We start from the raw sequence: 21,146 nt of genomic DNA, 5'->3' as shown, positions 1-21,146 counted from the left end.
TATGAACAGGAGGGGCTTGGGATTGGCCAAATTGTTGATCAGGCCCTCACGGATCGTGGCCAGCGCCGACCAGCGCCCGACCTCCGCGGTCTTAGCCATGTCGCTCGCGTGCCGGGTCGACCACAGCAGCTTGGCACCGAGCTAGATGAGCTAGGCAGCGCCCGCCCAACGCATGAAGTCAAAGGCAAAGGACGTAGCGTTTAGGAGTGAAGCGACCCAAGTCCTAGGAGCGGCACCTCGATAAGGCCAGCCAACATGAAGCCCGATACGGTGCAGAACGCCACCCCGCAGCCGTGGCCTACTCCGCGTCCGATCACGAGCGGAATGTCAGGCCCCGGCGTGATCTGCATCACGAGAACGGCGCCAAGAAAGGCTATGTACACCGCAAGGTCCGGCATGATGGCGAGAACGCGAGCACGCCTGAGAGGTTCCGACTATGCGCCTGATCAGCAATGATCAGATCATCTGGCGATCGGGAGGTGCCCGCCCATCGAAAAGGCCTATCTTGCCAAATTTTGCCATTGCAGCTATAGGTATTCATATGAGCACGATGAACATTTCCCTCCCAGACCATCTTAAGAGCTTCGTTGATGAGCAGGTCGCGGGACGTGGCTATGGGACGAGCAGCGAATATATCCGCGAATTGATTCGACGAGATCAGGACCGTCTTGTGTTGCGCGGACTCTTGGTTGCCGGAGCATCGTCCGTACAATCCGATCCCGCCGATGGGCGCTATTTCGGCGAATTGCGTGATCGTGTGCGTGGCCGGCACAGCAAGTGACAAACAAGTCCGTCGTCCCCCGGGAATTGGCTCGCAGTGACGTCGAAGCGGCCGTAGACCACTCCATACTCGAGGCTGGAACCAAGGTTGCCTTTGGCTTTATTGACGCTTTAGAGACAGCTTATGACCTGATCGCAAGGCATCCGGAATCGGGATCGCTACGATATGGATACGAGCTGGGATTGCCTGACCTGCGCAGCATTTCACTGAAACGATACCCGTATATCGTCTTTTATTGTGATCAAAAGGATCATGTGGATGTGTGGCGTGTGCTCCACGCGAAGCGGGACATTCCACGGTCGATCCACGAGCCCGAGAATCATTGATTATCAGGACATATTTGCAACTGCCGATTTCCCTGGCTTTAGGTTTCAACCCCATCAAGAGCAAGACGATGATGTTGGCTCAGATGTAAGCTCACGCCGGTTGCTAGGACCGGGTAATCTTGAATCGCAAGTCCATCGAAAATTGCGCCCTCGCGTGTGGCCGCAGGATCTTGCAGCCGCTGCGGTTGATCAATGCAGCGCCGTGGATCGGAAACGGCGGCATGCCGTGCCATGGCTCGAGGCACAGAAACGGGGCGCCCGGCTTTTGCCAAACCGAGAAGACCGGCAGGTTGGTCGCACTCAACTCGATTTCTGCCGTCGGAGCCGAGTAGGTGAACCTGGTTCCGGCCCCATCGGCGAAGATCATCGCCCCGCGCTCAAAATGGGAGGCTGAAATTTCCAGCCGGCCGGCGCGAAACGGCGAAGGCAGAGGCTGCTCCAGCATCAGACCTGCCGCATCGAGGCGCAGCATCCGAGGCTCGGCGGTGCCATCCAATTCTATGGAATGAGGCTGTCCCTGTGCGCCCGGCAACGGCCAGGCAAATCCGGGATGAAAGCCGAACTGGAAGGGCATTTCCCGCTCATCGCGGTTTTCGATGGTTACCGTGCAGCACAGGCAATCCGCTTCCAGCCGATAGGTAACGCTCAGCTCGAAATCGAAGGGGTAGACCGCTTGCGTTGCATCGTTCGATTTCAGAGCGAATGTGATGGCATCATCTCCGGCTTCGACGATCCGGAAGGCGCTGGTGCGAGCGAACCCGTGTGGCGGCATGTCGTAGGAGGCGTCGGCAATCGTGACTTTGCCATTCGGGCTTTGGCCGATTACCGGAAAGAGCAGCGGCGAGCGCCCCGCCCACCAGGCGGGGTCGCCCTGCCACAGCCATTCCGCACCATCCGCTTTGGTTTTGACAGAGCGGAGTTCGGCTCCAGCTTCGGCGACCTCGATCCCCAAGTGCGCATTTTCCAGAACTGCCAAGCTTTCCTCCATCCCAGTGTGCGCCGATGCCGCGAGTACGGCCCCGATTTGGCTCATTTCCGATTGTTCAGTCCAGCAGACAGCCAGGGTTCATGATGCCGTGCGGATCGATCGCAGCCTTGAGCCTGCGCATCAGCAGGAGTGCTGCCGGATCGGTTCGCTCGATCAGTTCCGCGGTGAGTTTGCGACCGATGCCATGCTCGGCGCTGAAACTGCCGCCATGCGCCTGCGCGCAGTCATTGACGATCCGGCGCACCGCAAGCACCGTCCCGGTTTGATCGGTGAGCGCCTGCCAGTCTCCGGCGGCGAAGCGCGTGCCGAAATGTACGTTGCCATCGCCCATATGGCTGACAACGACGATATCCGCCTGCGGAAACGAAGCGCGTACGGCGCTTGAGGCCGAAGCCAGGAAATCCGGCACGGCCGAGATGGGTACCGAGACATCGGACGACAGGACATGACCGCTCCGCCGGTTTGCCTCCGCGGTGCCGTGACGCAGGGCCCAGAATTTCGCGCGCTGCGCACTGTTCTGCGCCGGAAAGGCTTCGGTGATCTCACCGGCATCCAGTGCCGCGCCGATCGTTTCGAACAGCATGGTCTCCAGCGCCTCGCCCTGCGAGAGGTCGGCAAGCTCGACCAATAGATGCCAGGGTCCTTCCGTGGGCAGACGCAGTGCCGGCTGGCAGGCGATGACCCCGGCCAGCTGCGCGGCGTTCATCAGTTCGAATGTCGTCAGCCGTTCGCCGCAGGCCGTTTGCAGCCGGTTCAGGAGCGCGAGCGCCCGGGCGGGGTCGGCAATGCTGAGCCACACGGTGGCATGCGCCCTGGGCAGAGGATGCAGCTTCAGGACTGCGCCGGTGACGATGCCGAGGCTTCCTTCCGCGCCGATGAACAGATGGCGCAGATCATAGCCGGCATTGTCCTTTCGCAGGCCCTTCATGCCGTTCCAGATCGTGCCATCCGGCAGGACCACCTCGAGGCCGAGCACGTTTTCCCGGGTCGAACCATAACGCAGCACGTTCGTGCCGCCGGCATTGGTGCTGATGATGCCGCCGATCTGGCACGAGCCCTCTGCGCCAAGGCTGACTGGAAACAATCGACCGACAGCCAGTGCCTGCGTCCTCACGTCTGCGAGAATGCAGCCGGCATCGACGCTCATCGTCCCGTTGGCGGGATCGATATTCCGGATCTGCCGCATACGTGACAGCGACACGATAATCGGTGGATTGTCGTGACGAACTGGCACGCCTGCACCGGTCAGGCCCGTATTGCCGCCCTGCGGAACGATGCCATGGCCGGACGCAGCACAAATGGAGACAATAGCGGCGACGTCCTCGCGGCTGCGCGGCAGGGCAACGCAAAGCGCTGAACCCTGCTGGCGACCCCACCAGTCCTGAAGGTGGCCGGCCATGTCATTGCCGGTCAGCACCGTATCATGCGGCAGGACCGATCGGAGACGGCCGAGCAGATCCATCAATATCCACCTGTCAGGAAGATCGACTCGCCGGCCATGAAGCTGCAGGCCTGCGAAGACAGGAAGATGGCGGCGCCCACCATTTCCTCCGGCTGCCCGGCGCGCCCCATCCAGTTGAGCGTGCGCGCATAGTTGGCCCAGCCCTCTGGGTCGTGATCGCGGCGATGGGCGTTGCGGTCGGTATCGATCAGGCCCGGAGCAAGCGTGTTGAGAAGGACGTTGTGCTGCGCATAGTCGCGCGCCTGGCTCTGGATGAGATTGTGCTGGGCCGCCTTCAAGGCGGCATAGGCGGTGACGATCGCCTTGGGGCGCAGCTGGTTGACGGAGCCGATGGAAACGACCCGACCCCACTTGCGGGAGGACATGCGGGGCAGTGCCGCCTGCAGCATGTCGATCGTTGAGCCGAGATTGACCGAAATCTGGAATGCGAGGTCTTCGGCGGACAGGTCCGCCAACGTGGCGTTGATCTGCGCACTGGCGTTGATCACCAGAATGTCGACTGGTGCGATCGCCTCGGCCCGTTCGACCAGCTCCCGTCCGGCCTGCGGCGCGGAAAGATCGGCGGCAAGTTCATCCACCCTGCCGCCGAATGCGAGGATCCGCTGTCGCACGGTGTCGGCGCCGCCGGGCTTTGTGCCATGTAGGATGACATGAGCGCCGGCGCTGGCTAGGCCTTCGGCGATCGCCGCTCCGATGCCGCGGCTGGAGCCGGTGACAAGGGCGGTGCGGCCCTTCAGGCCGAAGACGGTTTCGAGATTCATGTTCTATCCCTCGAAAAGATCGACCTGCGCGCCGGCCACGCCGGGACGACAGGCAAAAAGCCCGCCGGAGAGCGGTGCGTCCGCCAGCGTCGTGGCCGGCAGTCGCGTGCGGGCGGTGGTGATGTAGAGCGTCGATAAATCCTCGCCGCCGAATGCGACGCTGGTCGGCCGGGGAACGGGAAGTTCGATGTTCTGGTCGAGACGGCCGTCCGGCAGATAGCGGCGCACCGACCAGCCGTCCCAGATGGCGCACCAGACAGCCCCTTCGGCATCGACCGCAAGCCCGTCCGGCCGGCCGTCGCTGACCGGAATTCGCGCAAATTCGCGCCGAATACCCAATGCCCCGGTGGATGGATCGCAGTCATAGGCGTGGATCAGGCCCGGCACCGTGTCGACGAAATAGAAAGTGCGGCCATCGGGGCTCCAGCCAAGACCGTTCGAAACGATGATGCCGCCTTCCTTGCGCTCGGCCGCGCCGTCGGCGCCGATCCGGTAGAGGGCACCGGTCGGCTTGGAGGCATCAATTCGCATCGAGCCGACCCAGATGGCGCCGTCCGGGCCACATTTGGCGTCGTTCAGCCGGTTGTCGGAGATGCCTGCTTCCGGGCTTGCGAACGGGGTGAGCCGTCCCGAGGCAAAATCCAGCCATTCCATGCCGTCCTGCGAGGCGACCAGCAGCCGGTCTGCGGCAACCGGTATGACGGCGCTGACCAGTTTGCCGGTCTCGCAGGTCTCGTTTCGGCCCGTGACAGGGTCGAAGCGATGGACCGCGGGATGCAGGATGTCGACCCAGTACAGCGCCCGCTCGCTCTTGTGCCAAGCCGGGCTTTCGCCTAGCTGCGCGCCCCAAGGCAGTACGCAGCTGAGTTCCGCCATCGGTCGGCCCGTGGCGGTGCGCGGGCGCGGGCGCGAGCTGATGGCGACGGCGCCGGCGGCGCCGGTGATGCGCCGGGCGGCGGCGATGAGTTCGCGGCCGGCGGGATGGATGTTGGCGGCATCGAGACGCGATGATGGCCCGAGCGCGACGAGCACGCCGATCGGCGTGTTGTCGCGTCCCATGACAGGCGCCGCGACGGAGTTCACGCCCCGCAGATGCTCCTCGTAGGAAATCGAATAGCCGCGGGCGCGCGTCAGGGTCAGATCGGCCTGCAGCGGCTCCATGGCGGTAATCGTGTGGGACGTGTAGCGATCAAGCGTCAGCCGTTCGATCAACGCGCGGCCGACGGCCGGATCCTGGAAGGCAAGCAGGGCCTTGCCTGGGGCCGTACTGTGCAGCGGCACACGGCGACCGACCTCGACACGCACCGAAAGGCCGGCGCCAGAACGTTCCGCCAGGTAGAGCGCCATCACACCATCGAGCTTGCAGAGCGCCACCGTTTCACCGAGTTCGCCAGCCAGCCGCTCGAGTTCGGATGCCGCGGCCGAGGCCAGGTCGAAGCTTTCCCAGACGCGATGCGACATTTCGAGAAAACGCTGGCCGAGCACATAAGTGCCGCGCGCCTCGTCCTGCCGGACGAGGCCATAGGCGATTAGCGTCCGCAGGATCCGTGCGAAAGTCGGCTTAGGCAGGCCGGACGCCCGCAAAAGCTCGGCAAAGCGAAGCGGTTCGGGCGCATCGGCGACCATGTCTAGGAGCGTCAACCCTTTGGCCAGGGCTGCCGTTCCGCCCGGCGTTTCAGGTTTCATGACGCCTTGCCCACCGCCTGGCGATGCTGGCGTGCCGAGAGCGCTTCCTGCAGCATCCGGTCCATTGTCCATTCCGGCTTAAACCCCAACGTTTCCGTGATTCGCCTGTTCGACGTGTGGTAATAGACACCGGCGCCGGGAAGATTGACAGTCACCACGGGCAGTCCCGTCATGGCGGACATGCGCGGCACGATATCGGCGAAATCGACTGGCTCGTCCGAGCCGAGATTGAAGACGCCGCCAGCTGCGTCGGGATGGTCGAGGGCCAGGAGAATGCCCGCCACCATGTCGCGCGTATCAGTAATGTGCATGCGAAATGGCCGGCCGTCCTGGTTGCGGGCGAGCACATGCGCCGGTTGTCCGATATCTGCCGCCCGCAACAGATCCGCGATGAGCTTGTTGCCGAAATTCTCCTGCTGCTTCACGCGTGAGCGCAGGAAGAATCGCGGGCCGGAAAAGAAGCTTTCTTCGTCCAGCAGTTCGGCAGCATCCTGCGTATGGGAAAATCGCAAAATGACCGTTTCCATCTTTTTCTGCCGCTGGTGGAAGCGGACAAGCTCCTCGCCGAGCAGCTTGGTCAATCCGTAGGGCGAGTTCGGCCGCAACGGATGGTCCTCAGTGACGGGCAGGAATTCCGGTAGGTTTTCCGGGTAGACTTCGCCCGAGGAGGCGAACACGAACCGCTTCACCCCGGCGCCGGCAGCCGCATCCAGAAGCCGGCGCGTGCCGTCGACATTGGACGAGAACATCCGGTCCCGGTCCGCGGCCGCCCAGGACATGAATGCACCGAGATGTAGCACGCCGGTCACCTCGGTGACCGCGCGTGCAACGGAGCCGGCGTCTTCTAACGATCCGACCACCTCGTCGCCGCCCGTTCCCGAAGCCCGCAAGTCGAAGCCGCGAACCTCCCGGCCTGTGCTGCGCAAGGCCGCGACGACACTGCGCCCGACGCGTCCGGCAGATCCGGTGACGAGAATCATAGTCTTTCCCCCGTTTTGGAATCGAAAAGGTAGATTTGTGAGGGGTCAAAGCCGAGCCGCAGCTCGTCGCTGTTCGACAGGCTTCCGGAATGCGAAACGCGGGCGATCAGCCCCTTGGATTTGCCGTCCTCGCTATCCGCGGCTCGCGCGCCTTCGGCTTCGAAATAGATGTATTTTTCCGACCCGAGGCTTTCGATCAGCGACGGGCGCACGTTGAACGTCACGGGTGCGTCGCCGAGAACGATATGCTCCGGACGAAGGCCGACCACTACCGGTCCCGGCAGATGCCGACCCCGAGGCAGAAAGACCTTCTGGCCGAATATGCTCAAGGTCCCGTCATAGACTTCGCCGTTCAGGAAATTCATGCCCGGCGAACCGATAAAGCCGGCGACGAACAGATTGGCGGGGTTGTTGAACAAGTCGTCCGGTGCGGCGATTTGCTGGATGACTCCGCCCTGCATGATGACCACGCGGTCGGCCATGGTCATTGCCTCCACCTGGTCATGCGTCACATAGACCGTGGTGACGCCGATCCGCTTGTGCAGGGCGCCGATCTCGGCGCGCATGTGGACACGCAGCTTGGCATCGAGGTTCGACAGCGGCTCGTCCATCAGGAAGGCCTGTGGCTGCCTGACAATCGCGCGGCCGAGCGCGACACGCTGCCGCTGTCCGCCCGAGAGGTCCTTGGGCCGGCGTTCCAGATAAGGCATGACTTCGAGAATGCGGGCGGCCTCTTCGACGCGCCGGTCGATTTCTGTCTTATCGGTACCGCGCATCTTCAGGCCGAAGCCGATATTCTGCCGAACCGTCAGGTGCGGGTAGAGCGCGTAATTCTGGAACACCATGGCGATGTCGCGATCGCCGGGTGCCAGGTCGGTCACTTCGCGCTCGCCGATGAAGATCTGGCCTTTCGTAGCGGGCTCCAGCCCCGCCAGGATCTTCAGCATCGTCGACTTGCCGCAACCGGACGGTCCGACAAGCACCACGAACTCGCCGTCCTGGATCTCAAGCGAAAACGGCCGCAACACGTTCAACGCCCCGTAGGACTTGCTGACGTCGCGAATGGAAATATTGGCCATGCTTACTTCTCCGCGCCAGCGGTAAGACCGCCGACCAAATAGCGTTCGAGGAACAGGTAGATGACAATGATCGGCAGGGCGATGAAGATCGACGCCGCGGCAATGTCGTTCCAATAGGTGACGTATTCGCCCTGCATCGTAGTAATGCCGAGATTGGCGGTCCAGTTGTCGGGCGAGTTGACGAGGAATGTCCGGGCGTAGGCATAGTCTGCCCAGCTCAGGACAAATGCGTAGAGTGCGGTTGCCGCAAGTCCAGGGGTGGCGATCGGCAGGACGACCCGTACCATGGCGCCGACTGGCGAGCAGCCATCGACCATGGCGGCTTGTTCCAGTTCGCGCGGGATCGTGTCAAAATAGCCCTTCAGCATCCACACGGCGAAGGGAATGATCATCGTCGAATGTGCCAGCACGAGCGTCCAGAGGCTGCCAACCAGACCGAAGCTGGAGAAGATCGAAAACAGCGGAATGACCAGCAGCGTCGCCGGCAGCATCTTCGCAGTCAGGATGAACAGGCCCATCGTGGCGCCACCCCGCATGGAGTAGCGTGACAGCGCATAGCCGGCACTGACGGATACCAGCATGGAAAGACCCACTGAGCCGAAGGCGGCTAGCATGGAATTCCACAGCCAGAGGAGAATGGGCTTGGCGGCCCAGACGCGGGCGAAGATCCCCCATTGCGCATCCTGTGGCCAGAAGGTCGGCGGAAGGCGGTAGAGTTCGTCTGTGGTCGACAGTGCGGTGACGATCAGCCAATAGATGGGAAACAGGATCATCACCACGGTGAAGACCACCGTGGTATAGAGGGCAAGGCTCTGAAAGAACGTTCGTCTCATGAAGCCATTCCTTAATAAATGGATTTCGAGCGCCGGCCGAGCATCAGCAGGCTGGCGATAATGCAGATCACCAGGGTCAGGACGCCGACGGCGGCGGCACGGCCGAAATTGTGATATTGGAAGGCTTGGTCATAGGTCATGATCGACAAGGTCTGGGTTGAGCGCAGCGGGCCGCCGCCGGTCAGCACCTTGATGATCGAAAAGTCGCGGAACACCCAGAGCAGTGTCAGGACCAGCGTGACTCCGAGCACCGGCATCAGCAGCGGCAGGGTGATCCAGCGGAACCGCTGCCAGACGTCGGCGCCATCCACCTTCGCGGCCGCATAATAGTCGGACGGGATCGATTGCAAGCCGGCAAGGCACATAATCGACACGAAGGGAAATCCCTTCCACACCATGGTGATAGCGACGGCCCAGAAGGCCGCGGTCGAGCTGCTGACCCAGGGGATCATGTGATCGGTGAAGCCGAGCTTGATGGCAAGCCATCCGAAAAGCCCGAACGAGGTATCGAACATCCAGGCAAAGATGACCACGGCGATGATTTCCGGCACCGCCCAAGGCAGGGCCATGACGAGCCGCGCGGATGTTCTGCCCTTGAACCGGTTGTTGACCAGGAGCGCCGTTCCCAGCCCAACGAGAACGCTGCCGATCGTAACGACGATGACCAATTTCAGTGTTACCCAACAGGCCGACCAGAATTCGTCGGAGCTGAACAGCCAGGTGTAGTTGGCCAGCGAAAACGGCCGGCCGGCGCCGCCCAGCCGCGGAATCTTGACCTGCTGGAACGACAGGTCGATCGCCAGCAGCAGAGGCCAGACGATGATGCCGGCCACCATCAGCACCGCGGGCGCGATGAGAATGTAACCAAGAAGATGCTGTCGGCTTGGACGCGCAAGATCGAAATACTTACGGCGCCCTGCGTGCGGAGGGATGGTCATAGCAGTTCCTGTTGACTGGTCGGCATTGCCGGCGTGGCTGTCGTGTGCCACGCCGAAAGGGCGTGGCGTGCTTCAGCCCTTAATTGACTCCGCTTTAGCCTGCATGGTCTTCGCCACCGTCGCCGGGTCGAGATCCTGGATGATCATCCGCTGGGTCTCTTCCATCACCATCTTGCTGAACTCGTTATAGTAGAGTTCAAGTCCGGTCGGGACACGGTCAACGCCCGCATCCGACGCAGCCTTCATCGTCTGGATCAGCAGCGGAAAGTGCGGGATCGTCTTTTCGACACCGGAGACGTCGGCGGTCGGGCTTGGCGGAGTATTGCCGCCAAGCGTGGCATAGCTACGCTGGAATTCCGGTGTCATCGTCAGTTTAATGAAGTCCCATACCAGGGCCTTCCGGTCGTCGGAAATGTCGGCCGGCATGGCAAGGACATTGGAGGAGCCGCCAAGTGGTGGGTGCAGCGGCGGCGCAGCATAGACAATATCGGCTTTTGCAAGACCTTTTTCCGTCGTGCCGTAGAGCCACGGCCCGTCCAAGCGCATTGCCATCTTGCCATCGGCAAACAGTTTGCGCACGTCACTCGCGCTCATGTCGACGGGGCCGACGCCGCTTTTCATGACGGTCTTCCAGCGGGTCAGCCCTTCGACCATCTGCGGCGTGTCGATGGTGATATTGCCGTCCTTGTCGGTCCAGTAGGCACCGGCATCGAGAATGTAGTTCAGCATCTCGGTCAGGTATTGGCCGGGACCGCCCTTGGTCTCGTGCCCCGTGCCGAACTGGTCGACGATGCCGTCGCCGTTGAGATCCTTCGTGGTCGCCTTGGCGGCGGCCAGGAACTCGTCGTAGGTCTTGGGCACGGCGACGCCGGCGGCATCGAGGATCTTCTTGTTATAGGCCATGACGAAGCCGAAATAGTTCATCATGATGCAGACGGTTTCGCCGTTCCACTGGCATTTCGACTGGCCGGCCCAGCCGGTCAGGTCGAGGCCGTCCTTCTTGATCCAGGGATCGAGCGGCTCCAGCCAGCCATTGTCGGCAAACATCTGGAATTCGAAGGACGCCAGATGGACGATCTGCGGCGGCTGGTTCGCGGCAAACAGTGTCGTCATCGTGTCCGCATAGGAACTGCGGTCGGCCTTGGTGAACTCGATCTTCACGCCGGGATGCCGCTTTTCGTATTCGGCGATCACCGATCGCCACCAGTCGCCGGTGCCGGCGTCATCGGTCTGCCAGGAAATGAACTTCAGGACGGTATCGGCCATGGCCGGGGCAAGGCTGCCCAGGGTCACGCACATGGCGGTCGCGGCGCCAAGCGCCAGTTTCGTCAGCCTGTCATACATTGGTTTCTCCTCCAAGAACCGTCTTCAAATGCGTTCAAGCAGTGACAGCGCCGTCTGTGACGGCGTCACGCCCAGTCCCGGTCCGGAAGGCAGGTAATACCGGCCCTCCCGGCAATCCATGTCGCCATCCAGCAGGCGGCGGTTCGGCTCGAAAATCGAGTGCTGGAATTCGTGCCCCTTCAGCGTTGGCAGGGTAGAAGATGCCTGCAGGCTGGCTGCCAGGAAGATCCCAGCCCCGACAGTCGCATGCGGGATGACATCGATGCCGTGCTCCTGCGCCAGAGTGCCGATGCGGGTGAAGTTGGTAATGCCCTTGTGGCCCATTTCCGGCTGAACGATTGAAATGCGGCAGCGCTCGACGCGGGCGCGCATATCCCAATGGGTCCGCCATTCCTCGCCGACCGCAATCGGAATGTCGGTTCCTTTTGACACTCTCTCGAGGCCGGCAATGTCTTCCGTCCAGACGGGCGCTTCGGCAAACCATGGCTCGTAGGGGGCCATTTCGGAAATCAGTTCCAGGGCGCGTTCCGGCGTCTGGTTCCAGTGCATGTCGGCGGCGATCTTCGCGTCCGGCCCCAGAACCCGGCGCAGATTGGCGATTTCGGCGGCCGGGCCGTCATCAGCAACCGGGGTGGCGAACTTGAAGGCATTGAAACCGCGGTCCTGCCAGTATTTCGCCAGCTCGCCACGCGCCTGCAGCGTCTTTTCCGGCAGGCCCGAGACATAGGCCGCAAAGCTCTCGACCCCGCCGCCCAGCAGTTCGCGCACCGACCTGCCGGCTTCGCGGCCGGCGATATCCCACAGGGCAATGTCCAGCGCCGCTAGCGCGTCGACATAGAATCCGCCCGTATAGCCGCGCACCCGCATCATATCGTAGAGATCGTCATAGATCGCCGAGGGGTCGGAAGCGTCGCGTCCCACCACGAAGCCGGCCAAGAGATCATTGATCAGAGCCGCAACGGCGCCGGGTGCGACAATGCCGTAGGTCTCTCCCCAGCCGACCGTGCCGGACTGCGTGGTCATCCGGACAAGAACGCTGCGGTCGAAGGTCGGATAGACGGTGCGGTTGCCCTTGCGGACGATGTAGCCGTTCGGGTTCACCACCTCGCCCGGCCGCAAGGCGCCAAGATAGGGGACCCTGCGCGGCTGGGTCAGCGTAAATACCTCGATGGAAGCAATCGGGCTGTTCATGCGGCCTCCGAAGCGACGAAGCCAAGTTCCACCAGGTTGGCGTCGATATCCGAAAGGGCCGCAGCGTCCAGTTCCGGCGTCGGAGCGCGCACGCCCACGCCGTCAATGATGCCACGTCGCAGCAGCACGTATTTGGTAAGCCGCATGCGGTAGACCGCCTGGAGGACCAGCAGCGGCAACGTGCGGACATAGATCCTGCGGGCCTCCGCATGTTGGCCGGCGCAAAGGGCGCGGTCGATGGCGACATGCTCGTCGACGATTTCCAACGCCGGCATCGCCGCAATCGCGCCCCGCGCATATTCGTCGAGAATATATCGGGCGCCGCCGCCGCCGATTACGCCTTTCAGCGTCGCGGGCGCATGCCCGACGATATGGCTGATTGCCGGGCCAGCCGGGAGGGTTTCTTCCTTCACGTAGGCGACGCGCGGCAGAGCTTTGACGATTTCGACAATCGCCTGTGGCGACAGGTCCGAGCCGCGAGGCGCCGGCGCGTTCTGCAGGATGATTTCGATATCGGGCAGGGCGTCGAGCACGTGTCCGAGAAAATCGATCAGTGCCGGCGCATCGACGCCGACGGATTTCGGCGGCTGCACCATCAGATGCCGGACGCCGAGCCGGGCGGCGACTTGTCCATGCTGAACGACATCCCGCCATTCGGCGGCGCTGGCGCCGGCCACGACTGGCACGCGGCCAGCGGCGGTCTTGACGACGATCTCGAGCAGCATGGCCCGTTCGTCGGCGGTAAGATTTTCGACCTCGCTGGCAAAGCCTGGAAACACCACGCCGTCCGCTCCGTTATCCAGTGCAAACCGCACAAGTCTTTCCATGGCCGGCGCATCGACGCTGCCGTCCGCGGCAAAGGGCGTGGGCAGAACAGGCAGGATGCCCTTCAATCCGGTCGCCATGCTTGGTCCTCCAAAGTATCATATTGTGGTACTATATATTCATCTATTGACACTACATGGCTTGAGCGCCTATGGCAAGCCCCAGCGAAACACCGAAGGGGAACCGCCGCATGGAGGCATCAGCCGCATCCGTCATCGTCGACTGGGGCACCACATCGTTCAGAGGCACGCTGGTCAGCGCCGATGCCGGCGTGCTGGATCACTTGGAGACTGGGCAGGGCATTTCCACCCTTTCCAAGGGTGAACACGAAGCTGTGCTCATGGGCGCGCTCGGCCCCTGGTTCGAAAGGCACGGCGCATTGCCGGTGGTTGCTCTGGGCATGATCACCAGCCGCAACGGCTGGATCGAAGTTCCCTACGTTCCATGTCCGGCCGGCGCCGCGGAGCTGGGGGCAGGAACCACCCGCCTGAAACTGCCCAACGGTTCGGACCTGATCTTATTTGCAGGCCTGACGGATCCCGCGCGAACGCCGTTTCCCGACGTGATGCGCGGAGAAGAGACGCAGATCGTCGGCTTTGGGCTGGACCGGGACATGGCGATCATCCTGCCCGGCACGCACAGCAAGTGGGCGCGCGTAGCCGACGGCCGTATTGCCGGTTTCCAGACATTCGTCACCGGAGAAGTCTTTGCTCTGCTGATGAAGCATTCCTTCATTGCACGCGGCGCGAGCAAACCGCCGGTCGATGATCCGGAAGCGTTTCGCTGGGGACTCGCGGAGGCCCGGAAAACCGGTGCCATGCTGTCGCTGCTGTTCTCGGCCAGAACCGGCGGGCTGGCCCAGAAGCTGTCAGCCGAACAGTTGCGCTCCTATGTGTCGGGCATGGTTATCGGCCAGGAATTCCGTCAGGCGCGAGAAGCGGGCTGGTATGTGGACGGCGATCAGGTGGCGATCGTGGGCAATGACGGGCTGAACGCCCTTTACGGCATCGCCGCCGATGCGTTCGGCCTCAAGGTCCTCGAGGGCAGGGGCGAGGAAGCCATAAACGGCGCCCTGGCGATCCTCCGCGAGGCACTCGGGTGGGCCGCCGTGCATCTCGATAGCGTCTAAGCCCGCAGACACTCGATGTCGGGACATGTCATCGAAGCGGAAACTGCCTCCGTGCGGTTCATCCGCTTTGATTATTTGAGAGTTACAGCTAACGAGATCGCATGCGCGGATGTAAACCCCAGTTGAGGGCTCGATCCCCATCAACTGCAAATCATGCCTAGCTTGGCCGCCGCCTAAAATTCTGCGCAACTAGTGGACGTACCTTTTCAGAAGGCGTATGCGCCGCTTCATCTTGCGAGCCTTCTGGAGCCGAACCTCCAGAAGGGGAGGGCGAAAATCTTTGCAGCCGTTTCAAACCATGCATCCTCTATCGACAGCTTCGAAGGATCACGCGGTTTTGCCTATCGCGCATCCAAAGCCGCATTGAACCAGATGTGGCGCAACCTTTCGGTCGAATGGAAGTCGTGGGGCTGCATCTGTCTCCTTCTGGAACCGGGAAACGTCGAACGCCTAGGTAAGCATGAAGATGGCGGCGTTTCAGCGCAAAGCGTTGCAGCATCATTTCGATCCATCATCGCTTCTGCAACTTCGAAGGAAAGCGGCAATCACTGGGCGTGCGACCGATCTCTCGTACCTTGGTAGCACTTCCATCTGCATTGTTAGTGAGCAATTCAAGGTCACCTATGGTGATCGTCTTCAGCTCGGTCGACCGCACCCATGAGCTTCGGGATGGAGGGTGAGGACGTCAGGGAGTCATTCATGAACCCGCGCACATTGGCTCGGCGTCGAGCTAGATTTGCTCTGTCTAAGGAGCTCTGCATCTTGCAATTCCAGGTCATACGGATTAAATGTGGTTACGTAACCACGAATGTTGGAGGCTTGTCATGACCGTTACCACGCTTTCAGGCCGAGAACTCAATCAGGATCTTGGCCGCGCAAAGCGCGCCACCAGGGATGGACCGGTCATCATTACCGACAGGGGCCGACCTGCGCATGTTCTCCTGTCGTTCGATGAGTACAAGCGGCTTACCGGTAAAATGCGGACACTCGGTGACATGCTGGCCGCGCCCGGAGCGGATGATATTGACTTGCCGCTCCCGCAGCGCACGGAACTTGCCCGGCCAGTCGACCTGTCCTGATGCTGTTGCTCGATACCAATATCGTGTCCGAACTTCGCAAGGTGGCGAGCGGCAAGGCTGATCCTAATGTCGTCGTCTGGAACGAAACCGTCGATCCGGCCGAGACTTTCATTTCATCCGTAGTCCTGCACGAGTTGGAGATCGGCGTTCAGCTGGTGGAGCGTAATGATGCAGTCGCCGGGAAGGTGCTGCGTAACTGGCTGGAAAATACGGTCCTCACGGCATTTTCGGGCCGCATCCTGCCTCTGGACGAGGCGGCCGCCGTTCAGGCGGCCCAATGGCATGTGCCCAATCCCAAACCAATCAATGACGCCTATATTGCCGCGACAGCCTTCACTCGGCGTATGACGCTTGTCACGCGCAACGTCAAAGATTTTGAAAGCATGGGAGTGGCGCTCGTGAATCCGTGGGATTTCCCGATATCACATTCTTGAGAATCCACAGAGATCGTTTGATGCGATTACACGCAGCACCCAGATGCCGACCGATCCAAGATCGCGGAGATGTCGACGGTAGATTTCCGCAGACTGTTGATCTGCGATCGGAATGGTGATCGTGCCTGCGGGAATGCGATCCATAAATAGGCGTCACGCCCAGAAATTGGATTTTCAAGCACTTAACCCCATCTGAGTAGTGGCGCCGCTGGTTCGATTCCTGTCAACTGCTGCAAGCGAGGCGTCGAATGACAATCGCGTCGATCCCGCAAGGCGACCGCGCACTCAGCACGATACTCTGCTAACGGCGTTAGCCTCGCCGCCCTGGGCGCAGATTCGTAGGTGGCTCTTCTCCTTCTGCAGGTTCTGCGAGAAGCTCGCATACTCTACATTCGAGAACGCCCGCGATCTTTCCAAGAGAATCAATACCTAGGTTGATTTGCTTGCGTTCGATCTGAGAGATTGAGATGCGCTCTAGATTGGCTTCAAGAGCATGACGCTCCTGCGAGAGGCCGCGAGCGACCCTCAACTTCCGGACATTCCAAGCTAGCAGATCACGTGGCTTCATGCGCACACACGACCATTGCGTGTGGAATTAAATAATTGGCTATTCTATACGGAAATCGCTTATCGCGATCTCGTTACCCGATCCGGTGAGGAACTGTTCTGAATGGAACTACGCCAGCTGTCCTACTTCGTTGCGGTGGCCGAGGAGCTGCATTTCGGTCGTGCGGCGGCCAAGGTGCATATCGCCCAGCCGGCTTTGTCGAACCAGGTGATGGCGCTGGAGAAGGAACTCGGCGTGCAGCTGTTCATCCGCTCGACCAGGCGGGTGGAACTGACGAGGGCAGGGGCGGCGTTCTATGAGCGCTCGGTGCGGATCCTGAGTGAAGTGGATCTGTCGAGGGAGATCGCGAGGTCGGTTGGGGGTAAGACGGCGCGCCGGATTGCCATTGGTACCGTCTATCCCGCCACCATCGGCGTGCTGCCGTCCTTCCTGTCGCGCATTGGCCGCAAATATCCCGATATCCGCATGCATATCGAAAGCGGCACCACCGATGACATCATCCGCCATATCGAGGCAGGCCGCATCAATCTCGGCTTCATTAGGCCGGTGGAGAATATCGGTTCGTTGCGCTTCTTCTCGATCGCCCATGAGCGTTATCTTCTGGCGGTGGCCAAAGAGAGCCCGCTGTCCTTGAAGAGCGAGATCGATCTTCAGGACCTGCGCTCCGAGAAGATCATCTCCTTTTCCCGTCAGAACCTCTCCTACAGCGAGCGGTATTTCGCCGAAAAGTTCGAGGAGCACGATCTGACCGACAATGTCACCTACACCTGTGACGACACCTTCTCGCTGGTCTCGGGCGGTCTCGGCATCGGCTTCGTGCCGGAATGGACGCAGGATCTGCCCAACCGCGGCTTTGAGCTGAAGAAGGTGAGGGGTATCGATTTCAAGATCGGGCTCGGTGTCGCCTGGAACAGGGAGGATCCGACTGCCGGCCGTGACGACATCATCGATATTGCGCGATCGCTGGTGCGGGTGGGCAGGTGAGGGTCTTCTTTTGCGCGGGCTGTTGTTTGACGGAGCATCGTCCGTGCAATCTGATCCCACCGATGCGCGCTATTCACCGACTTGCGCGATCGCGTGCATGGTCGGCACAGCAAGTGACAAGGCTAGAGCGATCGATGCGCGACCACAGCCTAAACGCAACCGGCGTATTTCGGTATTTTCTTCAAAGCGCGGTGTCTTGATCTGCGACCTGCGTCACGCGCATCTGTCTTACCTCTCGAATGGCTCCCCAAGCGACGCGACGCCGTTGAGTTTCAGCAGGCGGCGATCTGCCGAGATGATGCCGAGCACGACGATCGTTACCAGATAGGGGAGGCATGCCAGCAACTGCGAGGGCACATCGAGGCCGGTTGCCTGGGCGGCGAGCCCCATCAGCGATACGGCACCGAAGAGACACGCGCCGAGGAAGATCCGGCCTGTCAGCCAGGTTCCGAAGACGACGAGCGCAATGGCGATCCAGCCGCGGCCCGCAATCATTCCATCCGCCCAGAGCGGCGTATAGATCGTCGACGCATAGGCGCCGGCAAAGCCTGCCATCATGCCGCCAAATGCCACGGCGGCGCAGCGGACGGCGATGACAGGGTAGCCGATCGCATGGGCTGCTTTCGGGTTTTCACCGACCGCGCGAATGACCAGTCCAACCTTCGCATAGGCGAAAGTCGCCCAGATCGCGACCGTCACCAGAAGCGAGAGCCAGACAACGATATCCTGTGTGAAGAGGCCGCCGATGACCGAGATCTCGGAAAGGCCCGGAATGGTAATTTTCGGGAGCGCCTTGACCGTCAGGCTTTCATAGCTCTTGCCGAACAGCGCAGAAAGGCCCTGGCCGAGAATGCCGATCGCAAGGCCGGTCGCGACCTGGTTCGCGTTGAAGCCGAGGATGATGCCGGCAAAGATCAGCGACAGCAGAATCCCGCCGAGCCCGGCCGCGACAAATGCGAGGACGTGGCCGCCGCCGTTATAGACGATAATGAAGGCGATGACGGCGCCGAATGCCATCAAGCCCTCGACACCGAGATTGAGAACGCCGGCGCGCTCGACCACCAATTCGCCGAGGGCTGCCAGCAGGAAGGGTGTCGCAGCCGCCAGCATGCCGGTCAGGATGAACTCGATCGCATTCATAATGAGCTCCGGATGGCGGCGGGGCGCCACGCAAGGCGATAGCGGACGAAGGCGACGGCAATCAGATAGACAAGCAACAGGCTGCCCTGAAAGACGCGGACGGCGGCAATCGGCAGGTTGGCCGAGACCATGGCGTTGTCGCCGCCGATATACAGTGCGGCCATGACGACCGAGGATATGACGATACCAACAGGGTGCAGGCCGCCGAGATAGGCGACGATGATCGCCGCATAGCCGTAGCCGGTCGCGATCGAGCGCTGCAACTGGCCGAGCGGGCCGGCGACTTCGGCTGAACCCGCAAGTCCGGCGGCGGCACCACCGATCAAGAGCGACAGCCAGATCGCCCAGCCCTCCTTGAAACCGGCATAACTGGCCGCACGGGGCGCCAGTCCGCCGACCTGCAATTTATAGCCGATGAAGCTTTTCTGCATGAAGATCCAGGCGGCGATCGACAGGGCAACGGCAAGGATCAGCGAGACATTGACGCGCGTTCCCTCGATCAGGATAGGCACCATGGCATCGTACTGGAACATGACCGACTGCGGGAAGTTGAAGCCATTCGGATCCTTCCAGGGGCCGAGCAGCAGATAATTGAGAAGCTGCGCCGCAACGAAACTCAGCATCAGCGAGACCAGGATTTCGTTGGCGTTGAGCCGAACGCGCCAGAAGGCAGTCAGCGATGCCCAGGACGCGCCGCCGATGGTGCCGAGCAGCAGCATTGCCGGCCAGATCCACTGGCCGGTGGCGTCAGGCCACCAGACCGGAATGGCAGAGGCAAAGATCGCCCCCAGAACGAATTGCCCTTCGGCACCAATGTTGAAGACCTTGGCGCGAAAGCCGATCGCGAGCCCCTGGGCGATAAGCAGCAGCGGCCCGGTCTTCAGGAGGACTTCGGAGAAAGATGCCCAGGAGAAGAAAGGCTCGATCAACATCGCGTAGACGACTGCGGCCGGGTCGCGTCCCATGACGGCATAAAGGCCCAGATTGAGGATGATCGTGACGACGAGCGCGATCGGCGGGGCGAGCAGCGTGGCGGCGAGTGAAGCGCGTTCCCGGCGGACAAGGGTTGGCAGGGCGGCAAACAGGGGTCTGCTCATACGGTCGCTTTCTCGCGCTGTGATTGGGCGCCGATCATGTATCGACCGATATCCTCGGGTCTCGTGTCGCGCGCGACGAGCGGTGGGCTCAGCCTGCCATGATGCAGAACCTGGATGAAGTCGCTGAGTTCGAACAATTCCTCGAGCTCTTCGGAAATGACGAGGATCGCCATGCCTTCATTGCGCAGCGTGATCAGCCGCTTTCGGATTGCCGAGGCAGCGCCGATATCGACACCCCAGGTGGGCTGGGCGAGAAAGAGCAGCTTCGGCGCCAGCATGATTTCTCTGCCGACGATGAACTTCTGCAGATTGCCGCCGGAAAGCGAGCCGGCTTCCGCCTCGGGGCCGCGCGTGCGCACGTCGTAGTCGCGAATGCATTCATTGGTAAAGGCGGTCGCCTGCACCTTGTCGAGCAGGCCCCCTTTGACGAGGCTGAGAGGATGGGCCGTCAGCAGGCTGTTGAGGGTGAGCGACATTTCGGGGACCGCGCCGCGGCCGAGCCGGTCTTCAGGCACGAAGGCAAAGCCAAGCCGCCGGCGGCCTGCCGGGTCGAGCATGCCGACATCCCTGCCCATCATGAAGATCTGGTCGCGCTGCTCGCGCGGCAGGATCGCCTCGCCGGAGATCAGTGCGGCAAGCTCGCTTTGGCCGTTGCCGGAAATCCCGGCAATGCCGAGGATTTCGCCTGCACGCACCGTAAGGCTGACCCGGGATAGCGGCACGGCGAAAGGATCGTCTGGCCTATAATCGAGGCCGATCAGTTCCAGCCGCTTCTCGCCTTCGGCAAGCGGCAGCGCCGGCATTGGTTCCGGCATGTCGCGGCCGATCATCATGCGGGCGAGATCATGGGCGTCGTGCTCGCGCGGATCGACATGCCCCGTCACCCGTCCGCCGCGCAGGATCGTCGCGCGGTCGCAGAGCGACTGGATCTCTTCCAGCTTGTGGGAAATGAAAAGGATGGAAACGCCGCCGTCGCGCAGCCGGCGCAGGGTCTCGAACAGCTTTTCCACGGCCTGCGGCGGCAGGACCGATGTCGGCTCGTCGAGGATCAGCAGTTTCGGATCGGTCATCAGGCAGCGGATGATTTCCACCCGTTGCCGCTCGCCAACGGAAAGCGAATGTACATGGGCGAACGGATCGACCTCGAGGCCGAACTCCTGCCCGAGCTTGCGGATGCGCTCCGCAAGTTCGCCTTTCTTGCCGGTGACGATCAGGCGGATATTCTCGACGACCGTCAGGCTTTCGAACAATGAGAAATGCTGAAAGACCATGCCGATGCCGGCGCGCCTTGCCTCCGCGGGAGAGGCAAGGCTGAGGTTCTGCCCGTTCCAGGCAAGGGTTCCGCTGTCCGGCTGCTCGACGCCATAGATCAGCTTCATCAAGGTCGATTTGCCGGCCCCGTTTTCACCGAGGATGGCGTGGATCGAGCGGGGAGCGACGTCGAGGTCAATCTGCCGGTTGGCATGGACCTGGCCGTAGCTCTTGGAAATGCCGCTGAGCGACAGGAGCGGGCTTTCCATG

Annotated in this window: 22 protein-coding genes; 7 read left to right on the top strand and 15 right to left on the bottom strand. The window is 61.7% G+C overall.

Translation table 11 applies throughout. The features are described 5' to 3' along the window. The first annotated feature begins 541 nt into the window (after positions 1–541). Both EV281_RS26710 and EV281_RS26705 read left to right on the top strand, forming a co-directional pair. Positions 542–781, top strand: coding sequence for a type II toxin-antitoxin system ParD family antitoxin (locus EV281_RS26710; protein WP_132657550.1), 240 nt, complete (start codon positions 542–544; stop codon positions 779–781). Then, positions 778–1,107: a type II toxin-antitoxin system RelE/ParE family toxin gene (locus tag EV281_RS26705; protein WP_132657382.1), complete on the top strand. Its 330-nt coding sequence runs from the start codon at positions 778–780 to the stop codon at positions 1,105–1,107. Before EV281_RS26710 ends, EV281_RS26705 begins: the two co-directional genes overlap by 4 nt. A gap of 103 nt (positions 1,108–1,210) precedes the next feature. On the opposite strand, the gene EV281_RS31850 is transcribed toward EV281_RS26705, so the two are convergent. Next, on the bottom strand, positions 1,211–1,681 hold the full coding sequence (locus EV281_RS31850) for a hypothetical protein (RefSeq protein ID WP_245508365.1): 471 nt from the start codon (positions 1,679–1,681) through the stop codon (positions 1,211–1,213). Here EV281_RS31850 and EV281_RS31845 point away from each other — a divergent pair. Beyond that, positions 1,658–2,179, top strand: coding sequence for a hypothetical protein (locus EV281_RS31845; RefSeq protein ID WP_245508364.1), 522 nt, complete (start codon positions 1,658–1,660; stop codon positions 2,177–2,179). The genes EV281_RS31850 and EV281_RS31845 overlap by 24 nt on opposite strands. Here the strand turns inward: EV281_RS31845 and EV281_RS26695 are convergent. From EV281_RS26695 to EV281_RS26650, 10 genes are all read right to left on the bottom strand, one after another. Further along, the gene (locus EV281_RS26695) at positions 2,151–3,557 is read right to left on the bottom strand and encodes an FAD-binding oxidoreductase (protein ID WP_132657378.1); all 1,407 of its coding nucleotides are present in this window, start codon (positions 3,555–3,557) and stop codon (positions 2,151–2,153) included. The two genes, EV281_RS31845 and EV281_RS26695, sit on opposite strands and share 29 nt — an antisense overlap. Further along, positions 3,557–4,318, bottom strand: a complete 762-nt coding sequence (locus tag EV281_RS26690) for an SDR family oxidoreductase (protein ID WP_132657376.1) — start codon at positions 4,316–4,318, stop codon at positions 3,557–3,559. The genes EV281_RS26695 and EV281_RS26690 overlap by 1 nt, the downstream gene beginning before the upstream one ends. Positions 4,319–4,321: 3 nt before the next feature. Next, the gene (locus EV281_RS26685; protein ID WP_132657374.1) at positions 4,322–6,004 is read right to left on the bottom strand and encodes an SMP-30/gluconolactonase/LRE family protein; all 1,683 of its coding nucleotides are present in this window, start codon (positions 6,002–6,004) and stop codon (positions 4,322–4,324) included. Further along, on the bottom strand, positions 6,001–6,984 hold the full coding sequence (locus EV281_RS26680; RefSeq protein ID WP_132657373.1) for an NAD(P)-dependent oxidoreductase: 984 nt from the start codon (positions 6,982–6,984) through the stop codon (positions 6,001–6,003). Before EV281_RS26680 ends, EV281_RS26685 begins: the two co-directional genes overlap by 4 nt. Further along, the gene (gene ugpC / locus EV281_RS26675; protein ID WP_132657372.1) at positions 6,981–8,063 is read right to left on the bottom strand and encodes a sn-glycerol-3-phosphate ABC transporter ATP-binding protein UgpC; all 1,083 of its coding nucleotides are present in this window, start codon (positions 8,061–8,063) and stop codon (positions 6,981–6,983) included. The genes EV281_RS26680 and ugpC overlap by 4 nt, the downstream gene beginning before the upstream one ends. Positions 8,064–8,065: 2 nt before the next feature. Then, positions 8,066–8,896 (bottom strand): carbohydrate ABC transporter permease, encoded by an 831-nt coding sequence (locus tag EV281_RS26670; protein WP_132657370.1) that lies wholly within the window; start codon positions 8,894–8,896, stop codon positions 8,066–8,068. 11 nt (positions 8,897–8,907) lie between these two features. Next, positions 8,908–9,834 (bottom strand): sugar ABC transporter permease, encoded by a 927-nt coding sequence (locus EV281_RS26665; RefSeq protein ID WP_132657369.1) that lies wholly within the window; start codon positions 9,832–9,834, stop codon positions 8,908–8,910. Positions 9,835–9,906: 72 nt separating this feature from the next. Then, positions 9,907–11,178, bottom strand: a complete 1,272-nt coding sequence (locus tag EV281_RS26660) for a sugar ABC transporter substrate-binding protein (RefSeq protein ID WP_132657367.1) — start codon at positions 11,176–11,178, stop codon at positions 9,907–9,909. Between the two features lie 24 nt (positions 11,179–11,202). Then, positions 11,203–12,369, bottom strand: coding sequence for a mandelate racemase/muconate lactonizing enzyme family protein (locus EV281_RS26655; protein WP_132657365.1), 1,167 nt, complete (start codon positions 12,367–12,369; stop codon positions 11,203–11,205). Beyond that, positions 12,366–13,274 (bottom strand): dihydrodipicolinate synthase family protein, encoded by a 909-nt coding sequence (locus EV281_RS26650; protein ID WP_132657363.1) that lies wholly within the window; start codon positions 13,272–13,274, stop codon positions 12,366–12,368. The genes EV281_RS26655 and EV281_RS26650 overlap by 4 nt, the downstream gene beginning before the upstream one ends. Before the next feature lie 110 nt (positions 13,275–13,384). Between EV281_RS26650 and EV281_RS26645 the strand changes: the two genes are divergently transcribed. The 3 genes from EV281_RS26645 (at position 13,385) to EV281_RS26635 (ending at position 15,836) form a co-directional block, all read left to right on the top strand. After that, entirely contained in the window at positions 13,385–14,323 is a 939-nt protein-coding gene (locus tag EV281_RS26645; protein ID WP_132657361.1) for a 2-dehydro-3-deoxygalactonokinase, read from the top strand. A gap of 824 nt (positions 14,324–15,147) precedes the next feature. Further along, positions 15,148–15,402 (top strand): type II toxin-antitoxin system Phd/YefM family antitoxin, encoded by a 255-nt coding sequence (locus EV281_RS26640; RefSeq protein WP_132657359.1) that lies wholly within the window; start codon positions 15,148–15,150, stop codon positions 15,400–15,402. Continuing rightward, positions 15,402–15,836, top strand: a complete 435-nt coding sequence (locus EV281_RS26635) for a type II toxin-antitoxin system VapC family toxin (protein WP_132657357.1) — start codon at positions 15,402–15,404, stop codon at positions 15,834–15,836. The genes EV281_RS26640 and EV281_RS26635 overlap by 1 nt, the downstream gene beginning before the upstream one ends. Before the next feature lie 310 nt (positions 15,837–16,146). On the opposite strand, the gene EV281_RS26630 is transcribed toward EV281_RS26635, so the two are convergent. After that, positions 16,147–16,404: a helix-turn-helix domain-containing protein gene (locus EV281_RS26630; protein WP_132657355.1), complete on the bottom strand. Its 258-nt coding sequence runs from the start codon at positions 16,402–16,404 to the stop codon at positions 16,147–16,149. A gap of 102 nt (positions 16,405–16,506) precedes the next feature. Here EV281_RS26630 and EV281_RS26625 point away from each other — a divergent pair, with 102 nt between their 5' ends. Beyond that, positions 16,507–17,388, top strand: a complete 882-nt coding sequence (locus EV281_RS26625; RefSeq protein ID WP_132657354.1) for a LysR family transcriptional regulator — start codon at positions 16,507–16,509, stop codon at positions 17,386–17,388. A 228-nt stretch (positions 17,389–17,616) separates the two neighbouring features. On the opposite strand, the gene EV281_RS26620 is transcribed toward EV281_RS26625, so the two are convergent. The 3 genes from EV281_RS26620 to EV281_RS26610 are packed head-to-tail and all read right to left on the bottom strand — an operon-like array spanning position 17,617 to position 21,145. Next, positions 17,617–18,528, bottom strand: a complete 912-nt coding sequence (locus EV281_RS26620) for an ABC transporter permease (RefSeq protein WP_132657352.1) — start codon at positions 18,526–18,528, stop codon at positions 17,617–17,619. Beyond that, positions 18,525–19,625, bottom strand: a complete 1,101-nt coding sequence (locus EV281_RS26615; protein ID WP_132657350.1) for an ABC transporter permease — start codon at positions 19,623–19,625, stop codon at positions 18,525–18,527. The genes EV281_RS26620 and EV281_RS26615 overlap by 4 nt, the downstream gene beginning before the upstream one ends. Next, on the bottom strand, positions 19,622–21,145 hold the full coding sequence (locus EV281_RS26610; protein WP_132657349.1) for an ABC transporter ATP-binding protein: 1,524 nt from the start codon (positions 21,143–21,145) through the stop codon (positions 19,622–19,624). The genes EV281_RS26615 and EV281_RS26610 overlap by 4 nt, the downstream gene beginning before the upstream one ends. Position 21,146: the final 1 nt, after the last annotated feature.

The sequence above is a fragment of the Rhizobium sp. BK418 genome (genome assembly GCF_004341105.1).
GTDB lineage: Bacteria > Pseudomonadota > Alphaproteobacteria > Rhizobiales > Rhizobiaceae > Rhizobium.
This window is presented reverse-complemented; position numbering and strand designations above follow the sequence as displayed.